15 protein-coding genes and 1 other annotated feature are annotated in these 17030 nt (G+C 50.0%); of the genes, 12 read left to right on the top strand and 3 right to left on the bottom strand.

All coding sequences use genetic code 11. From position 1 onward, the window contains the following. Positions 1-34: 34 nt before the first annotated feature. Both BZG75_RS04910 and adhE read right to left on the bottom strand, forming a co-directional pair. Entirely contained in the window at positions 35-1015 is a 981-nt protein-coding gene (locus tag BZG75_RS04910) for an IS110 family transposase (protein WP_077460419.1), read from the bottom strand. Between the two features lie 1044 nt (positions 1016-2059). Then, entirely contained in the window at positions 2060-4807 is a 2748-nt protein-coding gene (gene adhE / locus BZG75_RS04905; RefSeq protein WP_274532496.1) for a bifunctional acetaldehyde-CoA/alcohol dehydrogenase, read from the bottom strand. Positions 4808-5449: 642 nt separating this feature from the next. Here adhE and BZG75_RS04900 point away from each other — a divergent pair. Then, a complete protein-coding gene (locus BZG75_RS04900) occupies positions 5450-6088 on the top strand; it encodes a YchE family NAAT transporter (protein WP_077460415.1) in 639 nt (212 codons plus the stop codon). A 135-nt stretch (positions 6089-6223) separates the two neighbouring features. Next, entirely contained in the window at positions 6224-7072 is an 849-nt protein-coding gene (locus BZG75_RS04895) for an ion transporter (protein WP_077460414.1), read from the top strand. A 133-nt stretch (positions 7073-7205) separates the two neighbouring features. Here the strand turns inward: BZG75_RS04895 and cysS are convergent, their stop codons facing one another. Beyond that, positions 7206-8600, bottom strand: coding sequence for a cysteine--tRNA ligase (gene cysS / locus BZG75_RS04890; RefSeq protein ID WP_108742885.1), 1395 nt, complete (start codon positions 8598-8600; stop codon positions 7206-7208). A gap of 240 nt (positions 8601-8840) precedes the next feature. Between cysS and BZG75_RS04885 the strand changes: the two genes are divergently transcribed. The 10 genes from BZG75_RS04885 (at position 8841) to hisH (ending at position 17030) form a co-directional block, all read left to right on the top strand. After that, a complete protein-coding gene (locus BZG75_RS04885; protein WP_077576342.1) occupies positions 8841-9419 on the top strand; it encodes a MarR family winged helix-turn-helix transcriptional regulator in 579 nt (192 codons plus the stop codon). 197 nt (positions 9420-9616) lie between these two features. Continuing rightward, a complete protein-coding gene (locus BZG75_RS04880; protein ID WP_021022351.1) occupies positions 9617-10114 on the top strand; it encodes a peptidylprolyl isomerase in 498 nt (165 codons plus the stop codon). A gap of 81 nt (positions 10115-10195) precedes the next feature. Further along, the gene (lpxH, locus tag BZG75_RS04875) at positions 10196-10930 is read left to right on the top strand and encodes a UDP-2,3-diacylglucosamine diphosphatase (RefSeq protein WP_077576332.1); all 735 of its coding nucleotides are present in this window, start codon (positions 10196-10198) and stop codon (positions 10928-10930) included. 29 nt (positions 10931-10959) lie between these two features. After that, positions 10960-11436, top strand: coding sequence for a YchJ family metal-binding protein (locus BZG75_RS04870; protein WP_077576331.1), 477 nt, complete (start codon positions 10960-10962; stop codon positions 11434-11436). A gap of 99 nt (positions 11437-11535) precedes the next feature. After that, positions 11536-11739 carry a hypothetical protein gene (locus BZG75_RS04865; RefSeq protein ID WP_077576330.1) on the top strand — a complete coding sequence of 68 codons (204 nt, stop codon included), beginning with the start codon at positions 11536-11538 and terminating at the stop codon, positions 11737-11739. A 165-nt stretch (positions 11740-11904) separates the two neighbouring features. Then, positions 11905-12043 (top strand) — a sequence feature (His leader region). Between the two features lie 34 nt (positions 12044-12077). Next, complete coding sequence (gene hisG / locus BZG75_RS04860) at positions 12078-12974, top strand: ATP phosphoribosyltransferase (RefSeq protein ID WP_077576329.1); 897 nt, start codon at positions 12078-12080, stop codon at positions 12972-12974. 6 nt (positions 12975-12980) lie between these two features. Then, positions 12981-14297 (top strand): histidinol dehydrogenase, encoded by a 1317-nt coding sequence (gene hisD / locus BZG75_RS04855; RefSeq protein WP_077576328.1) that lies wholly within the window; start codon positions 12981-12983, stop codon positions 14295-14297. A gap of 2 nt (positions 14298-14299) precedes the next feature. Further along, entirely contained in the window at positions 14300-15352 is a 1053-nt protein-coding gene (gene hisC / locus BZG75_RS04850; protein ID WP_108742884.1) for a histidinol-phosphate transaminase, read from the top strand. An 11-nt stretch (positions 15353-15363) separates the two neighbouring features. Next, positions 15364-16431: a bifunctional histidinol-phosphatase/imidazoleglycerol-phosphate dehydratase HisB gene (gene hisB, locus BZG75_RS04845; protein WP_077576326.1), complete on the top strand. Its 1068-nt coding sequence runs from the start codon at positions 15364-15366 to the stop codon at positions 16429-16431. Further along, entirely contained in the window at positions 16431-17030 is a 600-nt protein-coding gene (gene hisH, locus BZG75_RS04840) for an imidazole glycerol phosphate synthase subunit HisH (protein ID WP_077460406.1), read from the top strand. The genes hisB and hisH overlap by 1 nt, the downstream gene beginning before the upstream one ends.

Below are 17030 nucleotides of genomic sequence, written 5' to 3'. Positions count from 1 at the left end.
GTAGATACCATCTCTCCGAACCATCCGTAAAGGGTTATGTAACCACTTGCGGGTGGTATTCGCTTTGATGTTTTACAACACCAAAACAAATCTGTACCAGCTTGCGCATTCCAGCTCCTAAAGCCTGCATTTTACTTTTACCGTTTTCCATTAGGCGCTGATATTGTACCTGGATATCCGGGTTATATCTCAAGCAAACAACTGCCGCCATATACAGCTTTGCTCTGACATTAGCGGGCCCTTGTTTACTTAGACGGCTACGGCCTTTCCATTGTCCAGACTGTTGTATGCGGGGGACTAACCCTAAAAATGCAGCAACTTGCCCCGCTGTTCTGAATGAACGGCTGTGCAGCACGCTAAGCATTAAACGGGAGACTATCGGTCCTACACCCGGAATGCTTTCCATCAACTGGCGATCTTTTCTCAACTGTGGGTAGCGACCAATATGGTTGTCGATATCATCTTCAAGTCGCCTTTTCTCCGCTTTAAGCTGTTCGATCATCAGGTTTAATGACCCAATGACACGCTCTGAAGAACAGTTAAACTCGGCTTTCTCCAAGCGATTAGTCTCGCGGTTTAAATCTGTCTCCAACGATTCTAAGCGTGCCAGAAGTGCTTTTAATTCACGAATTTCCGGGCGTTCCGGCTGCCAGAGTTCAGGATGCATTCTGTGACAATAGAGAGCTAATATCTGGCTGTCTTTGGCATCCGTCTTGTGAGTATTACCCAGACTGGATGCAAACTCTTTAGTTCGGGCTGGGTTAACAACACAGATCTGATAGCCGCGCTCAAAAAGATAATGAGCAAGATTTTCATGGTAGATACCGGTTGCTTCCATCAACACGGTAATCTCACTGGGATCAGCTTTGGTCAGACTTGTAAGCCAGATGTCTAAGGCCTTGCTGTCTGCCGCATTATTCTTAAATACTTTGGTTTTGAATTTGTTTTTTTCCGCGTCACGTAACCAACAACAATCGAGTTTGGCTTTACTGATATCAATACCGATATAATGCATCTCTCACTACCCTTGTACATGCAGCATCACTGAAAACAGGTGCTTGGATACCATTCAATGTATAAGAACAAAAGAGTCTGGGCGCTGATCTACATAACAGCATCAGGTGCTAAGGTCGGAATCAGCATCACCAAACTCACCGGAACAGAGGTAGCTAACCTCAACTCCAGGAGAGATACAAGGTCGGTCTCTCACTACCCTTGTACATGCAGCATCACTGAAAACAGGTGCTTGGATACCATTCAATGTATAAGAACAAAAGAGTCTGGGCGCTGATCTACATAACAGCATCAGGTGCTAAGGTCGGAATCAGCATCACCAAACTCACCGGAACAGAGGTAGCTAACCTCAACTCCAGGAGAGATACAAGGTCGGTATAAGCGCCAGCACAATGCCAATCATTATCACGATGTGGGCCGCGCGCCATCCGACACCGGGGCCAACGATTAACCTCGATCGTGACAGGCGCCCGTTCACAATGTACACATATTCATCATCGTGCTGGGGCTTGTGTCATCGTCGCCAATGGCACCACCGATGTATCAATTTTGTCATTGTATGCATTCCCACGCAGGAGCGTGGGAACGAGTAATCGTCGCCAATGGCACCATCGATATATAAACCAGGCGTAGGTCGGCATAAGCGCCAGCACAATGCCAATCATTATCACGATGTGGGCCGCGCGCCATCCGACACCGGAGCCAACGATTAACCTCGATCGTGACAGGCGCCCGTTGGCAATGTGTACCTATCCATCATGGTGCCGGGGCTTGTGTCACCTACGCTAATTGCACCATCGATGTATAAATTTTGTCATTGTATGCATTCCCACGCAGGAGCGTGGGAACGAGCAAGAAGCGAAGCGTCTCGTCTCTTTCCGTATTCCGTAAGCGAAGCGCTCTGTATTCCAATTCCCGAATATCGCGTAGGTCGGCATAAGCGCCGGGGCTTGTGTTCAATCGTAAGATTAAGCAATCACGCGGGTAAAATCAAAAAGACCCGCCGGTGGCGGGTCTTTTTCGTTAAGCGGCTGCCTAGGTTACATTAGGCGTCTGCTTTTTGGTCCTTTTGCTCAGCTTTCGCTTTTGCGTCAGCTTTAGCCGCTTTGGTCGGCGCTGCAGCGGGTTGGTCATCTCTTTTTTTGATAACCGTGGTGCCTTCAAAGGTTTCACCTTCAACGTAAGGCTTACCATAGTAAGACGCAACCAACACTTCTTTCAGCTCTTTGATGAGTGGGTAGCGTGGGTTTGCACCGGTACATTGGTCATCAAACGCTTCTTCCGCCAGCTCGTCTAATTTAGCCATGAAGTCTGCTTCTGGTACACCCGCCGCTTGGATAGAGGTTGGAATGTCTAGTTTCAGCTTCATGTCTTCAAGCCAGGTTAACAAACGCTCAATTTTCTGTGCGGTACGGTCACCGGCTTGAGCCAGACCCAAGTGGTCAGCGATTTCTGCATAGCGACGACGTGCTTGTGGGCGGTCGTACTGCGAGAATGCCGTTTGCTTGGTTGGGTTGTCATTGGCGTTAAAACGTACCACGTTTGAAATCAATAATGCGTTCGCCAGGCCATGCGGCAGGTGGAACTCAGCACCGAGTTTATGCGCCATGGAGTGACACACACCCAAGAAGGCGTTGGCAAACGCGACACCGGCAATGGTGGCACCATTGTGCACTTTCTCACGTGCGATTGGGTCGTTAGCACCGTGCGTATAGCTTGCTGGCAGATAGTCTTTCAGCAGTTTCAGTGCTTGCAACGCTTGCCCTTCCGAGTACTCATTTGACAGGATAGACACGTAAGCTTCCATCGCGTGAGTAATCGCATCGTAACCACCAAAGGCTGTCAGCGACTTCGGCATGTTCATCACTAGGTTGGCATCAACAATCGCCATTTGTGGTGTCAGCTCGTAGTCAGCCAGTGGGTATTTCGCACCGGTTTCGTCGTCAGTCACAACCGCAAACGGCGTGACTTCTGAACCAGTACCTGAAGTGGTTGTTACACAAACCAATTCGGCTTTTTTACCCATTTTCGGGAATTTGTAGATACGTTTACGGATATCCATAAAGCGCATTGCGAGCTCTTCGAACGCGGTTTCTGGATGCTCGTACATTACCCACATAATTTTCGCTGCGTCCATCGGTGAACCACCACCAAGAGCGATAATCACGTCAGGCTGGAAGCTTTGCATCGCTTCAGCACCTTTGCGTACCACGCTTAGCGTTGGATCCGCTTCCACTTCGAAGAAAGTGTTTACATCCATGCCTTGCGCTTTAAGCAGTGACTCAATTTGCTCTGAATAACCGTTGTTAAACAGGAAGCGGTCAGTCACGATCATCGCACGTTTCTTGTCTTCCAAATCACCCAGTGCGATTGGCAAGCTGCCGCGACGGAAGTAGATAGATTTTGGTAGTTTGTGCCACAGCATATTCTCAGCTCGCTTCGCAACAGTTTTCTTGTTCATCAGGTGTTTAGGCCCAACGTTCTCAGAAATTGAGTTACCACCCCATGATCCACAACCCAGTGTGAGTGACGGTGCAACGTTAAAGTTGTACAAATCACCGATACCACCGTGCGTCGTTGGAATGTTCACCAGAATACGTGCTGTTTTCAGGCGGTCACCGAAATACTTAATGCGGTCTTGGTTGACATCTTGGTTGGTATACAGGCCTGATGTGTGACCGATACCGCCCATTTCTACCATTTTGCAAGCCATGTCGACGGCGTGCTCGAAGTTTTTGGCACGGAACATACCCAAGGTTGGTGAGAGTTTCTCGTGTGCAAATTCTTCTTCAATGCTGATTTCCAGGCCTTCACCAATCAGAATTTTTGTGTCTGATGGGACGCTTACGCCTGCCATATCGGCAATTTTTGTTGCTGATTGACCGACGATATCTGCGTTCAGGTTGCCGTTAATGAGCAACACTTTACGCACTTTGTCGGCGTCGGTTTTACTCAATACATGGCCTTTGTGAGAGGCGAAGCGTTCTTTGACTTCGTCATACACTTCGTCCATCACGATAACCGCTTGCTCTGACGCACATACCACGCCGTTATCGAAGGTTTTAGACATGAGTACAGAAGCTACAGCACGCTTAATGTCTGCAGTCTCGTCAATCACGACAGGTACGTTACCCGCACCCACGCCGATAGCTGGTTTACCAGATGAGTATGCCGCTTTCACCATGCCTGGGCCACCCGTGGCCAGAATCAGGTTGATGTCATCGTGCTTCATCAGTGCGTTAGAAAGCTCAACAGACGGTTGATCAATCCAGCCAATAATGTCTTTAGGCGCACCGGCGGCAACCGCGGCGTCGAGAACCAGTTTTGCGGCATCATTGGTGGAGTTTTTCGCACGTGGGTGTGGCGAGAAGATGATGCCGTTACGGGTTTTCAGTGAGATCAGAGATTTGAAGATCGCTGTCGACGTTGGGTTCGTGGTTGGAACGATACCGCAGATAAGACCCACTGGTTCGGCAATGGTCATGGTGCCGAATTCGTCATTCTCTTCCAAAATGCCGCAGGTTTTATCGTCTTTGTATTTGTTGTAGATGAACTCAGACGCGAAGTGGTTTTTGATAACCTTGTCTTCGAGGATACCCATGCCTGACTCTTCGACGGCTTGTTTAGCCAGCGGGATACGCGCGTTGTTTGCCGCCAGAGATGCAGCACGGAAGATCTTGTCTACTTGCTCCTGTGAATAGGTAGCAAATTCTTGTTGTGCCTTTTTGACACGCTCAACCATCGCGTTGAGTTCGGCAATATTAGTAACAGGCATAGTTGTCTCCTGGTTCATATTTGAAAATCATTTAGTAACTGCTTGCGACCACCAGCCTACCCGCTTGGTTGGGTTTTTGATGGCTGCCTGGCGTTTGACCCCTCTAACCGAGATTTCTTCACCCTAACGGCATCGCATTTAGTAAATAACTTTCAAAACTGAGTATAAGTTTTCACAGCGATAGCAACTTGATCTCGATCATTTGTTATCAAATCAATCACAACGAATTTATTGCTTAACCCCCATGAACATTGGGTTTATTCATCATGTAGCACACAGGCCACGTGTCCAATATTTTCACCAAAGTAACACGACCTTTACATGCGAGGCCAACAAAAGCGGTGATTTTGTATTATTTTTTCAACAAAAAGTGAGTGTCTACCATAAAGCTGTTTCTTTTATTCTTGTAAGCCCACCAATGTGACTCTTTTTCCTCTAGTGAGTAAAAACCGTTTAGTGGCTCAGTATAGTTTGCGCTAACAAACTTGCTCACTCATTTGGGGACTTTTTTGCTCCCTCCCATGACTTCACTAAAACCGCAATCAAGACTTGCAGAAAATGCAAGGTTAAGCGGTTGGTTTTTAAGCTGAGGTCGCTATACTGGCCCCACCTTTTAACCCGAGAGAAACTGGACTTCCTCACAGCATCACGAGATTCGCCATGGCCGTTTTTGACACCATGATTTTTGTACAGTTTTTTGTCGGGCTTTTTGCCGCCGTGAACCCTATCGGTATCATGCCCGTTTTTGTGACCCTTACCGTGCATCTTGACAAGCAAGAACGAAACCGCACTGCGTATACCGCAGCGATTGCGGTGGCGATTATCTTGATTGTGTCCTTGCTTGCCGGTCAGATGTTGCTCGACTTGTTCAGTATTTCTTTAGACTCTTTCCGTGTCGCCGGTGGCATGCTACTGCTCAGTATCGCTTTTACGATGATGAACGGTAAGTTAGGAGAAGGTAAACAAAACAAGCAGGAGCAGTCAGAAACCATCAGTCGTGAGCAAGTGGGCGTGGTGCCGCTTGCCATGCCGTTGCTTGCGGGCCCCGGCGCGATCAGTTCGACCATTGTTTACGGCTCCCAATACCCTGATACATGGAGTACGGTCACGCTTATTTCAACCCTGGTGATCTTCGCCGCTGGCATTTGGGGCTTATTTAAAGTGGGACCTGCGGTGGTAAAATTCTTGGGACAAACCGGTATTAACGTGATCACTCGAATCATGGGTCTGATTCTCGGCTCTCTCGGGATCGAGTTTATTGCCTCTGGCATGCGGGCTTTGTTTCCAGGCCTTAACTGACCCTGTCGCAGATTGGCCTTAGGCTACACGGTAAACAAATATCAAAAACCGGCACGTTGAGCTTTGTAGCCATGTTATGTGTTGCAGTGTCGGTTTTTCAGCTCAATCATCATGTTTTTCGAGCAAGGAAAGCCCATGAACAAACCACAAAGCCGATTGCAGCATTACTTATATACCACAATTTTTGGTACGGAAACCAAGCACGGTAAGGTGTTTGATCTGGCATTGATCGTCATGATTTTGGCATCAATGGTGGCATTGATGCTGGAGTCGATCGCAAGTGTCCACGCCCGCTGGTCACAATGGCTATATTGGATTGAGTGGGGATTTACTGGCATTTTTACCATTGAGTATTTGCTACGTCTTTATTGCTCCCCACGCCCATCCGCCTATGCACGTAGCTTTTATGGCGTCGTGGACCTGCTTGCCATTCTCCCCACTTACATCGCCGTATTTGTTCCGGGCACGACTTATATGATGGTGGTGCGTCTGCTCCGTGTATTACGTATTTTCCGTATACTGAGACTCATGCGCTTTTTGGAAGACTCCAATATTCTGATGCGTTCGATGATCATGTCATCACGCAAGGTGATGATTTTCTTTTCCACAGTCATGATTCTGGTCACAGTATTCGGCGCTCTAATGTATGTGATAGAAGGACCAGAGAATGGTTTCACCAGTATTCCTTATGCCATTTATTGGGCGATAGTAACGCTTACCACTGTCGGATATGGCGACTTGGTCCCCCAAACGGATATTGGTAAGACGCTGGCCTCTTTCACTATGCTGATGGGCTATTCCATTATCGCTGTCCCCACCGGGATCATTACTGCTGAAATAGGCCAACAAATGACACTGCATCGCCAGTTAGTCAAATGCCCAAATTGTTCAAAAGGGGGGCACGAGTCTGATGCGGACTTTTGTAAACATTGTGGTAGTGAACTGCCTGAGCCCGATAAGCGTGAAGTAAAGCCTGGACGGTAATCCAGGCCGGTGCCTTCACGCATTTGACCTTCTGTGTCACACGATTATCACACCGACAATAAAAAACGGAGCCTTATTTGGCTCCGTTTTCATTAAATTGCTATTATTCTCGGCCGGATGGCGCTTTATCTGCTTACTTACGGCGCCAGGTGGTGCCTTGTGGGCCATCTTCCAACACAATGCCCATCGCGGTCAGTGCATCGCGCGCCGCATCGGCTGCCGCGAAGTCTTTGGCTTTACGAGCATCATTACGTGTTTGAATTAAGGCTTCAATGTCAGCAACTTCATCATCCGCGCCAGCATCACCTTGCAAGAAGTTATCGGCGTCTTGCTCGAGCAAACCAAGAATAGATGCCAATTTGCGCATTTGCGCGCCCAACGCAGACGCGGCGGCCATATCGTCAGCACGGAGGCGGTTAATCTCACGGGCCATGTCAAACAACACTGAATAGGCTTCTGGCGTATTGAAGTCGTCATTCATTGCCGCTTCAAAACGCGCCACGTATTGGTCGCCACCTGCCGGGGTTGCCTGAGTGTCTAAACCACGCAATGCCGTATAAAGGCGCTCTAATGCTGAGCGGGCTTGGTTAAGATTTTCGTCGCTGTAATTCAGCTGGCTACGATAATGGCCTGACAGCAAGAAATAACGCACGCTCTCAGCATCGTAGTGCGCCAGCACATCACGGATGGTAAAGAAGTTTCCAAGTGACTTAGACATCTTCTCACGATCGACCATCACCATGCCGCTGTGCATCCACGTATTCACATACGGCGTGTCATGGGCACAGCACGACTGAGCAATTTCGTTCTCATGGTGCGGGAACTGTAAGTCTGAGCCGCCGCCATGAATATCAAAGTGCTTACCCAGAAGCGCTGAGTTCATCGCTGAGCATTCAATGTGCCAACCTGGGCGGCCCGGGCCCCAAGGGGATTCCCACGTCGGCTCGCCGGGTTTCGACATTTTCCATACCACAAAATCCAGCGGGCTGCGTTTCGCAGTTTCAATATCTACACGGGCACCCGCTTGGAGCTGATCCAAGTCTTGTTTAGACAACTTACCGTATTCATCAAACTTAGCGACTTCAAACATTACATCGCCGTTATCGGCCACATAGGCAAAACCACGCGCAATCAGCGTTTCTACCAAGGTAATGATTTCGTCAATATAATCGGTTGCACGCGGCTCGATATCAGGACGCACCATGTTTAAGGCATCAAAATCTTGGTGCATTTCACCAATCAAACGTTCTGTTAACGCATCGCAAGTCTCGCCATTTTCAGCGGCACGCTTGATGATCTTGTCATCAATATCCGTAATGTTGCGCACGAAGGTCAGATCAAAGCCCAGATAACGCAGGTAACGAGAAATCATGTCAAACGAAACGAAGGTGCGCCCATGTCCGATATGACAAAGATCGTAAATCGTCACCCCACACACATACATACCAATTTTTCCTGGCGTGATAGGCTGAAAGACGGCTTTTTCTCGCGTCAGTGAGTTGTAGATCTTTAACGGGGGGGTTTGCATCGACATAATAATTAGATGACTCGTTACAGTAATGACAATGAGTAAAGTGAAGCTGCTATTACACCTTTTCTGCTAGCGTGACGCAAGCATCGACCCGGTGTCTGGCCCGATAAAGCGCGACGACCGAGTTCACAAGTTAAGAGAAAAAGCACGATTTGAACCAAAACCGACCAATCGGTGCTTGAGTTGGGTCGGGGTGATCATTTATTTTTCGGTAAAGAATCTTTATCGATAACCATTATGACAAAAAATTCAACGCGCACGCACCCAGTAACCACGGCTGCTTCAAAAAGCCAAGAACAAGGTGTTACTCCATCACAAACTGACAAGGTTGATCTCATTCTGAGCCAGTGGCACAGCGAACGCCCTGATATTGATCCAAGCCCCATGGCGATTACAGGCCGGTTGGCACGTATCAACGGCCACATTAATCCCAAACTGCAGCATGTTTTCGGCCAATACAATCTAAACCCAGGGGAATTCGATGTGCTGGCCTCGTTACGGCGTGCGGGCAAACCCTACACGTTAACCCCAAATCAGCTGCTGGATGCTTTGATGCTCACCTCCGGCGCCATGACTAACCGTATTGATCGGTTGGAGCACAAAGGCTTGGTGGCACGCAGCCCCGATCCTAACGATCGCCGTGGGGTCTATGTCTCACTCACCGACGCAGGGCTGGATTTGATCGATAAGGCGGTGACCGATCACACCAATAACTTGCATCAGCTCCTGGCTGGACTCACCACTAGTGAGCAAGCCAACTTAGCTGATTTACTCAAAAAGTTACTCGGGCATGTTGAACCTATATCGTCAGAATGATCTCGATGAATAAAAGTGATCTTGAGAAATAAAAGTGATCTCGAGGAATTAAAGTGACAAAGCGTCCCTGTAAATCGATACTTTGGGGTCACTTAGCGATGATTAATTCCACATCCAGGGCGATCATGCTTGATCACCCGGCTCGTTAGGCTAAAATCTGTGATCCTTTTTAGCCAAGCCAATGACAGGATTACATCATGGTAACTCTTCATACCACGTTCGGTGATATCAAACTCCGCATGTATGCAGACGAAGCACCGGCCACGGTCGAGAACTTTTTACAATATTGCCGTGACGGCTTTTATAACGGAACCCTGTTCCACCGTGTTATCGACGGCTTTATGGTCCAAGGCGGTGGCATGGCCTCTGGCATGGAAGAAAAGTCGACGCGTGCACCGATCAAAAACGAAGCGGATAACGGTTTAAGTAACCTTACCGGTCGTTTATCCATGGCGCGTACCATGGAGCCGCATTCAGCCAGTTCACAATTCTTTATTAACGTGAATGACAACTTATTCCTGGATCACAAAGCCAAGACGCCAGACGGTTGGGGCTACTGTGTGTTTGCCGAAGTCGTCGACGGCATGGACGTGGTCAATAAGATCAAAGGCGTTGCGACCGGCAATTGGGGTTATGTACACCAAGACGTCCCTGTTGAAGAAGTATTAATCAATAGCGTGACTATCGAAGACTAAGCCGCACTCGTCAACAAGGGTAGCTAAAGCTACCCTTTCTTTTTGAGTGAACCGCTCGTTTTGCCAATAAAAAGCCAATACATGCCACATACCCTCTTTATTGCTGATTTACACCTCAGCCCTACTCGGCAAGATATCACTGATTGCTTTTTGCGATTTATGGCCGAGGAAGCGGTCCACGCTGATGCACTCTATGTGCTGGGAGATTTGTTTGAGGCTTGGATTGGCGATGATGATCACAGCCCCTTTCATCAGCAAATCAAAACCGCCTTTGCGACCCTCACACAGCAAGGCGTACCTGTGTACTTTATTCATGGCAATCGTGATTTTTTAATCGGAAAGCGTTTCGCCCGTGAAACAGGCATCACCTTGTTGGATGAGCACACATGCATTGATTTATATGGTACGCCGACCTTGATTCTCCATGGCGATACCCTATGTTTGGCGGATGCCGACTACCAAGCATTTCGTCGCAAAGTCCACCAGCGCTGGCTACAACACGTGTTTTTATGCTTACCCTTAGCGTTGCGACGTCGTATTGCGGCCAAAATGCGCGCGGGCAGTGCCAATGCCAATCAGCAAAAGTCGTCCACCATCATGGATGTGACGCCACAAGAAGTGCAGCGCCAGTTAGATAACGCGGGAGTGGTTAACATGATTCACGGCCATACCCATCGCCCCCATGTCCATCAATGGTGTGATCAAGGCCACGATTACCAGCGCATCGTGTTAGGCGATTGGTACCAACACGGGTCGGTATTAGTGTGTGGCCCGCAAGGCTGTGACTTACAAACTCGCGACTTTACCCATCACTAAGCCTTTCAGCCCATCGTTAAGAGATCTTTATGCAGACTGATTTATGCCCTTGTTGTAGTAACAAACCCTACGCCGAATGCTGCGCGCCCGTTCATCAACATCCGGCCAACGCTGTCCATCCTGAGCAATTGATGCGTGCTCGTTACAGCGCACATCCGAAAGGCTTGGTGGACTTTATTGTCGCGACCTATCACCGCGAATGCGGCGCCGAGGCATTTCGGGATGATATTGCCATGATGACCGACCATCAGTGGCAATCACTTGAGGTGCTCGATAGCGAGGTATTAAACCACGGTGAGCTTGGATTTGTGACCTTCAAAGCCCACTTTGTTGCTGACGGCCAGCCTCAGTGTTTGCATGAGCGATCTCGGTTTGTCCAAGAAACAATCAATGGACAGCCTCAATGGCGATATATCGATGGTGTTTTCCCCGGCCATGTCAAAGCCGGCCGTAATGACCCTTGCCCGTGTGGCAGCGGGCGTAAGTTTAAAAAGTGTTGCAGCTAGCCCCCTAGCCTCGCTATTCTAAATAACTTCTGGTTAAAAAATCATCAAGTTTGGTGCTTCGTGGTCGATACTCATAGTAAGACCAAAGGAGGACCCATCATGAACTGGCTTGGCAATTTGACTCCTGTGTATCGCACGCCGCATGCACCGCCCACCAAAGTATGGGCGATCCGCAAATCGGAGCATATTGATGCGCGTAAAGAACGGCGGCTAGACGATCTCAATGAACACGCTCAGCAACCGCAACAAGAGCACAAAAAAAAGACGCCCAAAAAAGATGGCGAGTTAGATATTTACGTATAAATTCATCGCTCAGCCGCTAGGCTACCGCCACCATAGGTAAAAACGCGTGGAAAAAATAGCGGATCATTGGTTGCAATCTAAGCTGATTTTGATAGTGTCAATATCAGTTAAATAAAGTTCTACGTAACAACGGACGACACAAATGACTTCATCGCTAATGACCATGCATCACCACCATCATCCTGACTAGTCTTTCGGGAGGAATGGTTTCGACTGGAAGACGAGTAAAAAGCGCTTCCGTCGGTCATTAGCAAGCTAACAGATTCAGACCCTCGGGAGCATCGTCTTCCGAGGGTTTTTTCTTTTTTAGCTTTTCATTTTTAGACAAGGAAGCACACATGCAAACACAACGCTTACGTATCGCCATCCAAAAAAAGGGCCGTCTCGCCAAAGAGTGCCAAGAGCTGCTCAAACGTTGCGGGGTTAAAATTAACTACACCGGCGAGCGCCTGGTGGTCCACGCCGAAAACATGCCCATCGATCTGCTACTGGTTCGTGATGATGATATCCCTGGCCTTATCATGGACGGCGTGGTTGACTTAGGTGTGATTGGTGAGAACGAATTAGAAGAGGTTCGCCTTGAGCGCATCAAGTTGGGTGAGCCGAGCCAGTATCAGCTGCTTCGTCGTCTCGACTTTGGTGGCTGTCGTCTTTCCATTGCGCTGGATAAAGACCAAAATTACAACGGCCCAAAAGATCTCGCTGAGCAACGGATTGCCACCACCTATCCCAATATTCTTAAAGCCTACATGGATAAACAAGGTGTGAACTTTAGCACTTGTATGCTCAATGGCTCCGTGGAAGTGGCGCCGCGTGCAGGGCTCGCCGATGCGATTTGTGATTTGGTCTCAACGGGCGCCACCTTAGAGGCCAACGGCTTGAAAGAAGCCGAAGTCATTTTTCGCTCTAAGGCAGTATTAATTCAGCGTGAAGGCAGCTTCAGCGAAGAGAAAACCGCATTGATTGAACGCTTGCTCACCCGCATGCAAGGGGTCATCCAAGCCAAAGAGTCCAAATACATCATGCTCCACGCACCCAGCGAGACCTTAGAGCAAGTGGTCGAGCTACTCCCCGGCGCGGAAGATCCCACCATCTTGCCCTTGGCACATGAGAAGAGCCGTGTCGCTGTGCACCTGGTGAGTACCGAGAACCTGTTCTGGGAAACCATGGAAAAACTGAAGCAGTTGGGTGCAAGCTCAATTTTGGTCCTGCCGATTGAAAAGATGATGGAGTAAATCACCATGCGTACTGTGGTCTGGAAATCACTCGGAGAGTCACAAAAAGAAGGCTTAATGCTCCGCCCTGCGATCACAACCGGCGCGCAAACCCAAGCGAGCGTCGCGGATATTATCGCCGATGTCCGTGAGCGGGGAGATGAAAGCTTAAAAGCATTGACCCAAAAGTTTGATGGTGTCGAACTGGATAGCATCAAACTCGACAAAGGGACCTTGGCCGAGGCTGAAGCGCGCTTGGGAGAAGATATCAAACTCGCCTTACGCCAAGCCTACGATAACATCAGCACCTTTCACCGTGCGCAAAAAGCGCAGCCGTTGAAAGTCGAAACCATGCCAGGGGTGGTGTGCGAATCCATCACTCGCCCGATTAACCGCGTGGGGCTGTATATTCCTGGCGGCAGCGCGCCTTTGCCCTCTACCGTATTGATGTTGGGCGTCCCCGCACAAATTGCCGGCTGCCGCAAAGTGGTGCTGTGTACCCCACCGACGGTGGCCGATGAGATTTTATACTGTGCCAAACTGTGCGAGATTGATGAAATTTATACCCTAGGTGGCGCACAGGCCGTTGCAGCGATGGCCTTTGGCACCCAAAGTGTGACCAAGGTGGATAAGATTTTTGGTCCGGGCAATGCCTATGTCACCGAAGCCAAACGTCAAGTGAGCCTGGCCGCCAATGGCGCAGCCATGGACATGCCTGCCGGCCCCTCGGAAGTGTTAGTGATTGCCGATGCCGGCGCGGATCCAGACTTTGTGGCCGCCGATTTACTCAGCCAAGCGGAGCACGGCCCCGATTCGCAAGTGGTGCTGGTGACCCCCGCCCCGGAAATGGCGGAGAAAGTGGCGGATGCGGTGCAGCAGCAATTAACCACGCTAAGCCGCGCGGAGATTGCCAAACAAGCGCTGGGTAGCAGTGTGATTATCATTGCAGACACCCTCACTCAGTGCGTGTCGATTTCTAACCGCTATGGGCCGGAGCACTTGATTGTGCAAACCCAACAACCAAGGGATTTATTGCCCCTGTTGGATAATGCCGGCTCGATTTTCTTAGGGGCCTACTCGCCCGAGTCTGTGGGTGATTACGCCTCTGGCACCAATCACGTGCTCCCCACTTATGGCTATACGCGCACCTACAGCAGCCTTGGACTGGCCGACTTTACCAAGCGGATGACGGTGCAAGAGCTTAGCGACACGGGGTTACAAACACTGGGCCCGACAGTGATGCGCATTGCAGAAGCCGAGGGCTTGGATGCACACCGCCAAGCGGTCGATATTCGTCTGACTAAACTACAACAAACCCAAGACTCAGAGGACTCGTTAGCATGAGCATCGAAAAACTCGCCCGTGAGCAAGTACAAGCGCTCACGCCTTATCAGTCAGCCCGCCGCATCGGTGGTAGCGGGGATGTCTGGCTCAATGCCAACGAGTCGCCCTTTGACAATGCTTACACCGTAAGCGGCCAAGGGCTCAATCGCTACTCCAGCTGCCAGCCAGCATCATTGATTAATGCCTATGCCAACTATGCGGGGGTAGACAAGGGCCAAGTGATTACCACTCGTGGCGCCGATGAAGGGATTGATTTATTGCTGCGCGCGTTTTGCGAGCCAAACCAAGATAGCGTACTGATTTGCCCACCCACCTATGGCATGTATGCGGTCAGTGCAGAAAACCAAGGGATCGCCACCACCCAAGTGCCGCTCACCGCCGACTGGCAGCTGGACATGGCAGGAATTGATTCCGCCTTGGAGGCAGATGCCAACATCAAGCTTATCTTCGTATGTAGTCCTAATAATCCGACCGGTAATTTAATTAACCGCGACGACATAGAAGCGCTACTCACCCGCACCCAAGGTCGCGCGATTGTGGTGTTGGATGAAGCCTATATCGAATTTAGTCCAGAAGCGACCTGCACCGATTTACTCGCGCGCTTTGAGAATCTGGCCATTTTGCGCACGTTATCAAAAGCGTTCGCTCTGGCGGGACTACGTTGCGGCTTTACCCTCGCCAATCCCGCTATTATTAACTTGATGCTCAAGGTGATCCCGCCGTATCCGGTGCCGGTGCCCGTGGCAGATATTGCCGAGCAAGCGCTCTCCGAAGCGGGCTTGGCGCGGATGAAGTATCAGGTTTTGGACTTAACCGCCAACCGTGCCTATTTGCAAGCCGGCCTCAGTATGCTGCCCGGCATCAAGGTGCATCCAGGCTTTGGTAACTACCTGCTGATAAGCCTGGACGACACCGATGCGGTGTTCGAGCACTTGGGTAATGCGGGAATTATTGTGCGCCGTACCGCGATCGAGAACAGCTTACGCATCAGTATTGGCAACCGTGACGAATGTGAAAAAGTGTTGGCTTTTATCCGCCAGCAGCTCAGTGAATAAGGACAACCACTGTGAAAGACAAGATTTTATTTATTGACCGTGATGGCACCTTGATTGTGGAGCCGCCTGAAGACTACCAAGTGGATCGTCTGGATAAATTGGCCTTTGAGCCGGACGTGATCCCCGCACTACTTAGCCTGCAAGCAGCGGGCTACACCTTGGTGATGGTGAGCAATCAAGATGGTTTAGGGACCGATAGCTTCCCGCAAGCGGACTTTGATGCACCACACAACATGATGATGGCGCTATTTCGCTCACAAGGGATCCATTTTGAAGACGTGCTGATTTGTCCGCACTTTGATAGCGACGACTGTAGCTGCCGCAAGCCCAAATTAGGCTTGGTAAAAGACTATCTGCAGCAAGGCCGGATTGATTTCGCCCAATCGGCGGTGATTGGCGATCGCGACACCGATATCACCTTAGCCAACAATATGGCGCTACAAGGGATCAAATACCAACGTGAGGTGATGGGCTGGCCGCAGATTGTCGAGCGTCTGACCTTGCAGCCGCGCATCGCATCGGTGACTCGCACCACCAAAGAAACCGACATTCAGGTGGCTGTTAACCTGGATAAGAGTGGCGGCAGCCGCATTGAAACCGGACTGGGCTTTTTTGACCACATGTTGGATCAAATCGCCACCCACGGCGGTTTTCAGCTGAGCGTTGGCGTTAAAGGCGATTTGCACATCGATGACCACCACACCATTGAAGACACCGCCCTCGCCTTGGGCGACGCGCTTAAACGGGCGCTGGGCGATAAGCGCGGTATTGGCCGTTTTGGGTTTAGCCTGCCGATGGATGAATGCTTGGCGCAATGTGCGTTGGATTTATCCGGACGTCCGTTTCTTAAATTTGAGGCCAGCTTCCCGCAGCCACAAGTGGGCGATATGTCGACCGAAATGGTCGGGCATTTTTTCCGCTCATTGACCGATACTTTGGCCTGTACCCTTCACCTGACCGTCGATGGCGAAAACACCCATCACTTGGTAGAAAGCTTATTTAAAGCCTTTGGCCGCACCTTGCGTCAAGCCATTAAGGTAGAAGGTGATGCTCTGCCAAGCAGTAAAGGAGTCTTATAATGCGCAAACACACCGTCATTATCGATACCGGCTGCGCCAATGTCTCCTCGGTACGCTTTGCTGTCGAACGCCTGGGGTATCAAGCCACATTGAGCCGCGATCCGGACGTGGTGCTGGGGGCAGACAAGCTTTTTTTGCCCGGTGTCGGCACGGCCAGCGAAGCGATGAAAAATCTCACCGAACGCGGCTTAGTGGATTTAGTTAAACAGGTTGAGCAACCGCTACTGGGAATTTGTCTTGGCATGCAAATGCTAGGCACGCGCTCCGATGAAGGCGATAGCCCGGTTGAGTGCCTTGGCCACATCCCCGCGCCGACCAAGCTAATGGATACCGATGGCCAGCCTTTACCTCATATGGGTTGGAATCGGGTCGCCACCGTCAATGACCATCCCTTATTCGACGGCATTCCCGCTGGCAGCTACTTCTATTTTGTCCATAGTTACGCGATGCCGGTCGGTGACTATACCCTGGCACAATGTCACTATGGTCATGCGTTCAGCGCAGCAATCAATCAAGGTAACTACTTCGGGGTTCAGTTTCACCCCGAGCGTTCGGGCAAAGTGGGCGCGCGTTTGATTCAGAATTTTTTGGAGATGTAA

It is taken from the genome of Salinivibrio sp. AR640, assembly GCF_001995405.1.
GTDB lineage: Bacteria > Pseudomonadota > Gammaproteobacteria > Enterobacterales > Vibrionaceae > Salinivibrio > Salinivibrio costicola.
The sequence above is the reverse complement of the archived record's forward strand: the minus strand, read 5'-3'. Positions and strand labels throughout refer to the sequence as shown.